The organism is Pseudomonas cannabina (assembly GCF_900100365.1).
Lineage (GTDB): Bacteria > Pseudomonadota > Gammaproteobacteria > Pseudomonadales > Pseudomonadaceae > Aquipseudomonas > Aquipseudomonas cannabina.
The window spans coordinates 5,068,194-5,079,267 of the sequence record NZ_FNKU01000001.1 but is presented as its reverse complement, the minus strand read 5'-3'; the positions used below and the strand labels follow the sequence as shown (position 1 = coordinate 5,079,267).

General features: G+C 61.1%; 10 protein-coding genes and 1 pseudogene. 7 read left to right on the top strand and 4 right to left on the bottom strand.

Annotation, left to right across the window (positions count from 1 at the left end; genetic code table 11):
- Positions 1-2: 2 nt before the first annotated feature.
- From BLT55_RS24010 to pilG, 4 genes are read right to left on the bottom strand one after another with little or no spacing between them, the layout of a single operon-like run.
- Positions 3-2,045: a methyl-accepting chemotaxis protein gene (locus BLT55_RS24010; RefSeq protein ID WP_007252027.1), complete on the bottom strand. Its 2,043-nt coding sequence runs from the start codon at positions 2,043-2,045 to the stop codon at positions 3-5.
- Positions 2,046-2,090: 45 nt separating this feature from the next.
- The gene (locus BLT55_RS24005) at positions 2,091-2,630 is read right to left on the bottom strand and encodes a chemotaxis protein CheW (protein ID WP_055000175.1); all 540 of its coding nucleotides are present in this window, start codon (positions 2,628-2,630) and stop codon (positions 2,091-2,093) included.
- A gap of 14 nt (positions 2,631-2,644) precedes the next feature.
- On the bottom strand, positions 2,645-3,010 hold the full coding sequence (gene pilH, locus BLT55_RS24000) for a twitching motility response regulator PilH (RefSeq protein ID WP_007252029.1): 366 nt from the start codon (positions 3,008-3,010) through the stop codon (positions 2,645-2,647).
- Positions 3,011-3,056: 46 nt separating this feature from the next.
- Complete coding sequence (gene pilG, locus BLT55_RS23995; protein ID WP_055000188.1) at positions 3,057-3,467, bottom strand: twitching motility response regulator PilG; 411 nt, start codon at positions 3,465-3,467, stop codon at positions 3,057-3,059.
- Between the two features lie 245 nt (positions 3,468-3,712).
- On the opposite strand from pilG, the gene gshB reads away from it, so the two are divergent.
- The 7 genes and pseudogenes from gshB to BLT55_RS23960 all read left to right on the top strand — a co-directional run bounded on the left by gshB (position 3,713) and on the right by BLT55_RS23960 (position 11,058).
- On the top strand, positions 3,713-4,672 hold the full coding sequence (gshB, locus tag BLT55_RS23990; protein ID WP_055000174.1) for a glutathione synthase: 960 nt from the start codon (positions 3,713-3,715) through the stop codon (positions 4,670-4,672).
- Positions 4,673-6,171: 1,499 nt separating this feature from the next.
- Positions 6,172-7,073, top strand: a pseudogene (locus BLT55_RS23985) (TonB family protein).
- Positions 7,074-7,148: 75 nt separating this feature from the next.
- Complete coding sequence (locus tag BLT55_RS23980) at positions 7,149-7,721, top strand: YqgE/AlgH family protein (RefSeq protein ID WP_055000074.1); 573 nt, start codon at positions 7,149-7,151, stop codon at positions 7,719-7,721.
- Positions 7,721-8,161, top strand: coding sequence for a Holliday junction resolvase RuvX (gene ruvX, locus BLT55_RS23975; protein WP_007252034.1), 441 nt, complete (start codon positions 7,721-7,723; stop codon positions 8,159-8,161). The genes BLT55_RS23980 and ruvX overlap by 1 nt, the downstream gene beginning before the upstream one ends.
- A 98-nt stretch (positions 8,162-8,259) precedes the next feature.
- Positions 8,260-8,772: a bifunctional pyr operon transcriptional regulator/uracil phosphoribosyltransferase PyrR gene (gene pyrR / locus BLT55_RS23970; protein WP_007252035.1), complete on the top strand. Its 513-nt coding sequence runs from the start codon at positions 8,260-8,262 to the stop codon at positions 8,770-8,772.
- 13 nt (positions 8,773-8,785) lie between these two features.
- Positions 8,786-9,790 carry an aspartate carbamoyltransferase catalytic subunit gene (locus BLT55_RS23965; protein WP_055000075.1) on the top strand — a complete coding sequence of 335 codons (1,005 nt, stop codon included), beginning with the start codon at positions 8,786-8,788 and terminating at the stop codon, positions 9,788-9,790.
- On the top strand, positions 9,787-11,058 hold the full coding sequence (locus BLT55_RS23960) for a dihydroorotase (RefSeq protein ID WP_007252037.1): 1,272 nt from the start codon (positions 9,787-9,789) through the stop codon (positions 11,056-11,058). The genes BLT55_RS23965 and BLT55_RS23960 overlap by 4 nt, the downstream gene beginning before the upstream one ends.
- Positions 11,059-11,074 lie beyond the last annotated feature (16 nt).

Sequence of the window (11,074 nt, the reverse complement as noted above, 5' to 3'; positions counted from 1 at the left end):
CATCATCCGATCTTCTTCGAGGGCGGCAGGGTGAAGCCCGACACCGAGCGGCGCATTTCGCTGGCCATTTTCGCCAGGTTGCCAATGCTCTCGGCCGTCGCGGCGGTGCCCGAGGTCGTCTGCGAGGTGGTCTGCTGAATCACAGTCATGGTCTGGGAAATCTGCCCGGCGGACTCGGCCTGTTGATGGGCGGCGTCGGTAATACTTTCGATCAGTTCGGCCAGCACTCTGGAAACCCCTTCGATTTCACCGAGCGCCACGCCAGCATCCTGCGCCAGCCGTGCGCCGCGCACCACTTCACTGGTGGTCTGCTCCATGGAGATGACCGCTTCGTTAGTGTCGTTCTGAATGGCGCGCACCAGGGTTTCGATCTGCTTGGTGGCGGACGACGAGCGCTCGGCCAGCCGTTGCACTTCGTCGGCAACCACCGCAAAGCCTCGCCCGGCATCACCGGCCATGGAGGCCTGAATCGCCGCGTTGAGAGCGAGGATGTTGGTCTGGTCGGCAATATCGTCAATCAGGCTGACAATATCGCCAATTTCCTGGGAAGACTCGCCCAGCCGCTTGATGCGCTTGGAGGTGTCCTGAATCTGTTCGCGGATGTTGTCCATGCCGTGAATGGTGTTGTGCACCACTTCGTTGCCCTTGTTGGCAATCGCCACCGAACGCTCTGCCACCGCCGAGGACTCCGACGCGTTGGCCGACACCTGATCGATGGACGCCGCCATGTCGTTGACGGCAGTCGACGCCGCGCTGATCTGCAACGCCTGATGCTCGGACGCCGCCGACAGCTGCATGGCCGTGGCCTGGGTTTCGGTAACTGCAGAAGCGACCTGTTCAGCCGTCAGGTTGATGGTCACCACCAGTTCGCGCAGCCGGTCGATGGAGTAATTGATGGAGTCGGCAATCGCGCCGGTGAAATCCTCGGTCACCGAGGCCGTCACGGTCAGGTCGCCGTCCGCCAGGCTTTCGATCTCATCGAGCAGGCGCATGATCGCGTTCTGGTTGCGCTCGCTCTTCTGTGCGGTTTCACGCAGTTGTCGATTGGTCTCGCGGACCATCACCAGGCCGATCAGGATGATCGACATCAGCGCCAGCAAACCCAGCACGTAGCCGCCGACGGTGTTCATGGTGCGGCGTTTGGCGAGGTTTTCCAGGCTGTTGGCGAGCATCGACGTTTCATCGAGCAGGGTTTGCGAGGTGTTGAAGATGTTGCCGGACGCTTCACGCACCTGGTACAGCTCGGGCGACGTTTCGAGAATCTCGTCCACCGAACCGGACACGAACTCGAACAGCTCGGCGATCTCCGCCAGTCGCGCGCGGGCGTCGCGGTCTTCAACCTGTGAGATGCGTAGCGTCGCGTTGCCTTCCAGCATACCGTTCAGCACGCGGCCGAACTGGCTGGCATCGCGGCCAAACGCATCGGCAGCCTGAACGGCGGTTTCATCACCGGCCAGCACGGTATTCACCGAACCGAGAATCCGTTCGGCCAGCAGCGCCTGACGCTGGGCGACCACCACTTGTGCGGCGGGCGCACGGCTTTGCAGGAGAATCTCGACGACTTTCTCGTATTCGGCCTGCAACTGCGGGATGGTTTCCGCCAGGGTTGCCGCCACCTGGTGCAGCGACAGTACCGTCTGTTCGCTGGCCAGAATCACGTCGGTGCTCTTGCGCAGCCCTTCCCAGTCTTTCTGCACGGTGCGCAGCTCGTCGCGGATCAGATCCGGTGCGGCGGGCAGCCCGGTGGCGGGGTCGCCTTTTCTCAGGTAGCCCCAGCGCACGTCGAAATCGTTGCGGGCGTCGGCCAGCAATTTGAACGCCGGGGTTTTGCCCGCAGCCGCTTCGGTGGCGTTTTTGGCGATGCGCTGGGACAGAACGCGCAGTTCGCCGGCATGCCCGATGTATTGCTTGTCGTAGTTCGACTGGGTATTGAGGTAAGCAAAATTGGCGAACAGCAACATGATGAAAACAATCAGCGCGACGAACAGCAGAATAATCTGCGTCCGGCTTCGTGCGCCTTCCAGTGACCTGCCTGTATTACCCATCAATCAGGCCCCCGCCTCTATCAGTGAAACAAACCAGCCCCCATTCTAGGACGCCAGGTCCATGAAATCCTCGGACTGCACCACCGCCCACGGGCTGAACACCTGCCAGGCCTGCTCGCGAATGAATTGCCCGCGCAGAAACGGCACCATGCGCTGCTCCACGTCTTGCGGTATCTGAGGGATGAGGCTCGGCTGACTGAAGCGTTGCATACCGAACACCTCATCCACCAGCAAGCCGGTGAACACATCGCTGTGTTCGACCACCAATACCCGCCGCTGCCTGCGGACCGGCACCAGCTCATGACCGAAGAACCCGCACAAGTCCATGATCGGCAGCAGCCGGCCACGCAGGTTGGCGACGCCTACCACCCAGGGTTTCACGCCAGGCATGGCGGCATAACGGGGTTCATGGAGAATTTCGGCGATTTCGCCGATAGGCGCCACAAAACGCTGCTCGCCCATGCGAAAACCAATGCCGATCCAGTCCTGCTGGTGGGCTTCCTGCAACGGCAGCCCGGCCGCCAGCGAACGGCAACGCCGATCCATGTCCAGCAGCAGTTCAAAAGCGGTACGAGGATCAGCCATGGTAATCCCGGCAATCAGCCGGCCAGCACCGCGTTCAGGGTTTTCATCAGGGTTTCTTCATCCACCGGCTTGGTCAGGTAATCCCGCGCACCCTGGCGCTTGCCCCAGACCTTGTCAGTTTCCTGATCCTTGGTGGTGATCATGATCACCGGAATACTGCTGGTGTCGGCGTCTTTGGTCAGTTGGCGCGTGGCCTGAAAGCCGTTGAGACCCGGCATGACGATGTCCATCAATACGGCGTCGGGCTTTTCCTGACGGGCCAGGGCCACGCCGTCAGCACCGTTCTCGGCTTTCAGCACTTCGTGACCGTGCTTTTCCAGCATGCCGGTGAGTTTGTACATTTCAGTCGGCGAATCATCGACGATCAATATTCGAGCCATGGGTGTTCCCCGTCAGATTACGAGCGCGCGACATCAGGCGCGGGCGTCACGATAGATGTTGTTCTGCTGCAACGAAACCCGGCACATGAGCCTTGATGGCGCTGAGCAGTTCTTCCTTGTTGAAACGCTTGGTCAAAAACTGATCGGAACCGACAATCCGACCCTTGGCCTTGTCGAACAGCCCTTCCTTTGACGACAGCATGATGACCGGCGTCGACTTGAATGCCCGGTTGTTCTTGATCAGCGCGCAGGTCTGATAGCCGTCCAGACGCGGCATCATGATATCGACGAATATGATTCGCGGGTGGTTATCGGCAATCTTGGCCAGCGCGTCGAAACCGTCTATCGCAGTAATGACTTCGCAGCCTGCGTTTCTGAGCAGCGTTTCGGCGGTGCGGCGGATGGTCTTCGAGTCATCGATGACCATGACTTTCAAGGCGGAGGCGTGTTGTTCCATAAGCTGCTCTTCCATCGCCGCAGCGAATTTTTGCGCATTCTGCGAGGCACTGAGAGCCTGACGGTATCGCTTCATTGATCCACAGGGACCGAAGACCGGATGCCGAGCCTTTTTAGCACACTCTCCAGACGCAATCCATAAAGCGCACCGTGGCAGGCCTGCCTCTTGACCGGGAGCAATCGGAGCGCCACCCTGATGCCAATTTTTACGGCCATCGCGCCCTTACCGATCAGAGGATATTGCCCATGAGCGTTCGCCTAGGGATTGTCATGGACCCCATTGAGCGCATCTCCTATAAAAAGGACAGCTCGCTGGCCATGCTCCTTGCCGCACAGGAACGCGGCTGGTCACTGTTTTATATGGAACAGAAAGACCTTTACCAGAATGCCGGCCAGGCCCGCGGGCGCATGAAGCCGCTCAAGGTATTTGCCGATCCGGCCAAATGGTTCGAATTCGAAGCTGAAATCGACGCAGGCCTCGACGACCTCGACGTGATCCTGATGCGCAAGGACCCGCCATTCGACATGGAATTCGTCTACACCACTTACCTGCTGGAGCAGGCCGAACGCGCTGGCGTGCTGGTGGTCAACAAGCCGCAGAGCCTGCGTGACTGCAACGAGAAGCTGTTTGCCACGCTGTTTCCGCAGTGCACCCCGCCAACGCTGGTCAGCCGCCGCGCCGACATCATTCGCGAATTCGCCGAGCAACAGGGTGATGTGATCCTCAAGCCGCTGGACGGCATGGGCGGCGCGTCGATCTTCCGCCATCGCGCAGGCGACCCGAACCTGTCGGTGATCCTCGAAACCCTGACAGCCCACGGCACCCAGCAGATCATGGCGCAGGGCTACCTGCCAGCCATCAAGGACGGCGACAAACGCATTCTGATGGTCGATGGCGAGCCGGTGCCGTACTGCCTGGCGCGCATCCCCGCTGCTGGCGAGACGCGTGGCAACCTTGCCGCTGGCGGCCGTGGCGAAGCCCGCCCGTTGACCGACAAGGACCGCTGGATCGCCGAACAGATCGGCCCGACCCTGCGTGAAAAAGGCCTGCTGTTCGTCGGCCTTGACGTAATCGGCGAACACCTGACCGAGATCAACGTCACCAGCCCGACCTGCATTCGCGAAATCGATAACGCCTTCGGCACCAACATCGGCGGCCTGCTGATGGATGCGATCGGCAACAAGCTGCAAGCGCGCAAGGGCTAAGACACCCGGATATGGAGCTCTTTGTGGGAGCGGACCAGGCGACGCTTCGCCTGTCTGCGAAAGGGTAGGTCTATTCCACGCAATGCGTCGTTTGAACCACCGCTTCGCGGACAAGTCCGCTCCCACAAAAGCCCGACGCTTTTGATTCTGGCCAAAGGCCGTGGGAGCGGACTTGTCCGCGAAGATAGTCCTATTCTCCGAAATACATCGTTTGGACTACCGTTTCCCGGACAAGCAAAGCGTCACCCGGTAGGTTCCCAAAAAGCCCGGCGCTTTTGATTCTGGCCAGAGGCCGTGGGAGCGGACTTGTCCGCGAAGATAGGTCTATTCTCCGAACGCATCGTTTGGACTACCTTTTCCCGGACAAGCAAAGCGTCACCCGGTCCGCCCCCAAGAAGCCCGACGCTTTTGATTCTGGCCAAAGGCCGTGGGAGCGGACTTGTCCGCGAAGATAGGTCTATTCTCCGAACGCATCGTTTGGACTACCGTTTCCCGGACAAGCAAAGCGTCACCCGGTAGGCTCCCAAAAAGCCCGGCGCTTTTGATTCTGGCCAGAGGCCGTGGGAGCGGACTTGTCCGCGAAGATAGGTCTATTCTCCGAACGCATCGTTTGGACTACCGTTTCCCGGACAAGCAAAGCGTCACCCGGTCCGCCCCCAAAAAGCCCGACGCTTTTGATTCTGGCCAAAGGCCGTGGGAGCGGACTTGTCCGCGAAGATAGGTCTATTCTCCGAACGCATCGTTTGGACTACCGTTTCCCGGACAAGCAAAGCGTCACCCGGTCCGCCCCCAAAAAGCCCGACGCTTTTGATTCTGGCCAAAGGCCGTGGGAGCGGACTTGTCCGCGAAAGGTAGGTCTATCTCCGAAATACATCGTTTGGACTACCGTTTCCCGGACAAGCGAAGCGTCACCCGGTCCGCCCCCAAGAAGCCCGACGCTTTTGATTCTGGCCAAAGGCCGTGGGAGCGGCCTTGTCCGCGAAGATAGGCCTATTCTCCGAAATACATCGTTTGGACTACCGTTTCCCGGACAAGCAAAGCGTCACCCGGTCCGCCCCCCAAAAGCCCGACGCTTTTGATTCTGGCCAAAGGCCGTGGGAGCGGCCTTGTCCGCGAAGATAGGCCTATTCTCCGAAATACATCGTTTGGACTACCTTTTCCCGGACAAGCAAAGCGTCACCCGGTCCGCCCCCAAAAAGCCCGGCGCTTTTGATTCTGGCCAAAGGCCGTGGGAGCGGACTTGTCCGCGAAGATAGGCCTATGCTCCGAAATACATCGTTTGGACTACCGTTTCCCGGACAAGCGAAGCGTCACCCGGTCCGCGCCCAAGAAGCCCGGCTTTCCGGGTGTCTCGATATTTGTGTATAACGATAAGCGGCGTGCAGACGCGCCCCTTCGTCAGATCCACTCTGAAGCCAAACCGCACATTGCGTTATCATGCGCCACCTGTGACACGACACGGATTTTGACATGCAGGCTGACGAGATACTGAACCGCCGATGACCTCCATGGCCCGAAACGACCTTCCCCTCGAACTCTCCAACGTCGGTGTGCGCCCCGCTGATCGCCTGGGTTTTACCCTGCTGATCGCGGCGCTGATCCACTTGGTGATCATCCTTGGCGTGGGCTTTACCTACGTCAAGCCGGAGCAGATCTCGCAGACGCTGGAAATCACCCTCGCCACGTTCAAAAGCGACGAAAAGCCCAAACAGGCGGATTATCTGGCGCAAGACGATCAGCAGGGCAGCGGCACGCTGGACAAGGCCGAAACACTCAAGACCACCGAGCTGGCGCCTTATCAGGACACCAAGGTAAACAAGGTCACCCCCCCCCGGCCAGCAAGCCGGTGGTCAAGCAGGAAGCGCCGAAGACTGCGGTTTCCACCAACGCGCAGAGCCCGCAGAAAACCGTCGCCAAGCGCGAAGAGGTCAAGCCCGATCCAGCCACCAAGGCTGCGCCAACGTTTGACAGCTCGGAGCTGAGCAACGAAATCGCCAGCCTTGAAGCCGAACTCTCGAACGAGCAGCAGGCTTACGCCAAGCGGCCGAAGATCCACCGCCTCAATGCGGCCTCGACCATGCGCGATAAAGGTGCCTGGTACAAGGACGATTGGCGCAAGAAGGTCGAACGAGTCGGCAACCTGAACTATCCTGAGGAAGCACGTCGCCAGCAGATCTACGGCAATTTGCGACTTCTTGTGTCGATCAATCGCGACGGCTCGCTGTACGAAGTGTTGGTGCTGGAATCCTCCGGGCAACCGCTGCTGGATCAGGCCGCACAGCGAATCGTGCGTCTGGCTGCGCCTTTTGCGCCGTTCACCGGTGATCTGGCAGACATCGACCGGCTCGAGATCATTCGCACCTGGAAATTTGCACGCGGCGATAAACTGTCGAGCAACTGACATTTTTGCCAACGGACACCCGACACATATAAGTGTCAGTTGTCAGGCCCGTAACACAACGCCACACTAGGACTCATGAAAAAAGTCTCCCCGAGCTATCTCAAGCACCAGTTCCTGATCGCCATGCCTCACATGCACGACGAGAACTTTGCTCAGACCTTGACGTACGTTGTCGAGCACAACGCCAATGGCGCAATGGGGCTGGTAATCAACCGCCCGCAAAGCCTGACCCTGGCGGATGTACTCGAACAGTTGCGACCGGAGCTGCCAGCGCCGAAACGCTGCCAGGAAATCGTCATTCATTCCGGCGGCCCGGTGCAGACTGATCGCGGCTTCGTCCTGCATCCAAGCGGCCAGCTGTTTCAGGCCACGGTCGCGCTGCCGGGCGGAATCTCGCTGTCCACCTCACAGGACGTGCTGTTTTCCATCGCTGACGGCTACGGACCTGATCAAAATGTGATCACCCTGGGCTATGCCGGGTGGGACGCAGGCCAGCTGGATGCCGAAATGGCTGACAATGCCTGGCTGACCTGCTCGTTCGACCCGGCGATTCTGTTCGACGTCGACAGCGAACGACGTCTCGATGCCGCCGCCAGACGCCTCGGCGTCAATCTCAGCCTGATCTCGACTCAGGCAGGTCACGCCTGATGGCCGCTTTGCGCTTGCTGCTGGGGATTGATTACGGCACCAAACAGATCGGCGTTGCCGTCGGCCAGGCGATCACCGGTCAGGCCCGCGAACTCTGCACCCTCAAGGCGCAGAACGGCGTGCCGGACTGGGACAAGGTGCAGGCGCTGATTACCGAATGGAAACCTGACGCCATCGTGGTCGGCCTGCCGTTGAACATGGACGGCACGCCCAGCGAGATGAGCGCCCGCGCGGAAAAGTTTTCGCGCAGACTCAACGGACGCTTCGGCGTCACGGTCTACACCCACGACGAGCGCCTGACGACCTTCGAGGCCAAAGGCGAGCGCATGGCACGCGGCGGCCAGAAAGGCAGTTACCGGGACAATCCGGTGGACGCCATCGCCGCTGCGCTGCTGCTGCAAGGCTGGCTGGACGAGCACCCAGAATTGTTGAATGTGTGACTTTTACAGTCCCTGTCGCTTCGAGATATCCGGATCAGACGTTATCGCTTGAGCAACGCGCCATGGACGGACGCTGCCCGAGCCTCAAAGGAGCAACCATGAGCCTGCCCAATCCCGCCGAACTGATTCGTCAGATGGCCACTGACCTGAACGCTCATCTGAGCAAGCGCGGCATCAGCGACCCTCGTTTCATCGGCATCCGCACAGGCGGTGTGTGGGTCGCTCAGGCGCTACTCAAAGAGCTGGACAACCCTTCGCCGCTCGGCACTCTGGACGTCTCGTTCTATCGCGATGATTTCAGCCAGAACGGCCTGCACCCGCAAGTGCGCCCTTCGGAACTGCCGTTCGAGATCGAAGGGCAGCATCTGGTGCTGATCGACGACGTGCTGATGAGCGGCCGGACCATTCGCGCCGCGCTCAACGAACTGTTCGATTACGGCCGCCCGGCCAGCGTCACGCTGGTCTGCCTGCTGGACCTGGACGCCGGAGAACTGCCGATCCGCCCGAATGTGGTCGGGGCGACGCTGTCGCTGGCACCGCACGAACGCATCAAGCTGTCCGGTCCCGAGCCAATGGCGCTCGAGCTTCAAGACCTCTCCACCGCCCTTTAAAGAGTCCATTGCGATGACGCCTCTCGACGCCAAGCGCCCGCTGCAGCTCAACCACCTGGGCCAGCTGCGCCATTTTCTGTCTCTGGACGGCTTGCCCCGCGAGCTGCTCACCGAAATCCTCGACACCGCTGACTCGTTTCTTGAGGTCGGCGCCCGAGCGGTGAAGAAGGTCCCGCTGTTGCGCGGCAAGACGGTGTGCAACGTGTTCTTCGAAAACTCGACACGCACCCGCACCACCTTCGAACTGGCGGCCCAGCGGCTGTCGGCCGATGTGATCACCCTGAACGTTTCGACCTCGTCCACCAGCAAGGGCGAAACGCTGTTCGACACCCTGCGCAACCTTGAAGCGATGGCTGCCGACATGTTTGTCGTGCGCCATGCCGATTCGGGCGCAGCGCATTTCATTGCCGAGCATGTGTGCCCGGACGTCGCGATCATCAACGGCGGTGACGGCCGCCATGCGCACCCGACCCAGGGCATGCTCGACATGCTGACGATTCGTCGCCACAAGGGCGGCTTCGAAAACCTGTCGGTGGCCATCGTCGGCGACATCCTGCACTCCCGCGTAGCGCGCTCCAATATGCTCGCGCTCAAGGCGCTGGGCTGCCCGGACATCCGCGTCATCGGGCCGAAAACTTTGCTGCCGGTCGGCGTCGAGCAGTACGGCGTCAAGGTCTATACCGACCTCAACGAAGGCTTGAAGGACGTCGACGTGGTGATCATGCTGCGCCTGCAACGCGAGCGCATGACCGGCGGCCTGCTGCCCAGCGAGGGCGAATTCTATCGCCTGTTCGGCCTGACCACCGCGCGGCTGGCGGTGGCTAGGCCGGACGCGATTGTCATGCACCCCGGCCCGATCAACCGCGGTGTGGAAATTGAATCGGCGGTGGCCGACGGAGCGCATTCGGTGATTCTCAATCAGGTGACCTACGGCATCGCCGTGCGCATGGCAGTGCTGTCCATGGTCATGAGCGGGCAAAACGCACAACGACAATTCGAGCAGGAGAACGCCCAGTGAAGCTCAGCATCCTCGGCGCTCGCGTCATCGACCCGGTTAGCGGGCTGGATCAGATTACCGACCTGCACATCGAAGCAGGCAAACTTGCCGCCATTGGCGCGGCACCGACCGGCTTTCAACCGGTTCAGACTATCGATGCCAGCGGGCTGGTGGCCGCCCCAGGGCTGGTCGACCTCAACGTTTCGTTGCGCGAGCCGGGTTACAGCCGTAAAGGCAGCATCGCCAGCGAAACCCGCGCTGCTGCTGCAGGCGGCGTGACCAGCGTGTGCTGCCCGCCACGTACCAAGCCGGTGCTTGACACCTCGGCGGTGGCCGAACTGATCCTCGACCGTGCGCGCGAAGCCGGTTTCAGCAAGGTGTTCCCGGTCGGCGCGCTGAGCAAGGGCCTGGAAGGCGAACAGCTGGCAGAACTGATCGCCCTGCGCGACGCGGGCTGCGTGGCATTCGGCAACGGCCTGAACAGCTTCAGTAACACCCGCACACTGTGCCGGGCGCTGGAATACGCGGCGACGTTCGACCTGACCGTGATTTTCAATTCGCAGGACCGCGACCTGGCCGAAGGCGGCCTGGCGCATGAAGGCCCGACCGCGAGCTTTCTGGGCTTGGCGGGCATTCCTGAAACGGCCGAGACCGTGGCGCTGGCTCGCGACCTGCTGCTGGTCGAGCAAAGCGGCGTGCGCGCGCATTTCAGCCAGTTGACCAGCGCACGCGGCGCGGCGCTGATCGCCCAGGCACAGGCGCGTGGCCTGCCGGTAACGGCGGATGTGGCGCTGTACCAGTTGATTCTGACCGATGAAGCACTGATCGATTTCTCCAGCCTGTATCACGTCCAGCCGCCGCTGCGCACCCGCGCCGACCGCGAGGGCCTGCGTGAGGCGGTGAAATCGGGAGTCATTCAGGCGATATCGAGCCATCACCAGCCGCACGAACGCGACGCCAAGCTGGCCCCGTTCGGCGCGACCGAGCCGGGCATCAGCAGTGTGGAGTTGTTGCTGCCACTGGCGATGACGCTGGTCGAAGACGGTTTGCTGGACCTGCCGACCCTGCTTGCCCGCCTGAGCAGCGGCCCAGCTGATGCCCTGCGCCTGCCAGCCGGCAAACTGAGCGCCGGATCGCCAGCGGACATCGTGCTGTTCGATCCTGCCGCCTCGACCCTGGCCGGAGAAACCTGGCTGTCCAAAGGCGAGAACTGCCCCTTCATCGGCCACTGCCTGCCGGGCTCGGTGCGCTACACGCTGGTGGATGGACGAATCAGCTATAGCCGTTGAGGCACCACGCTCCGAC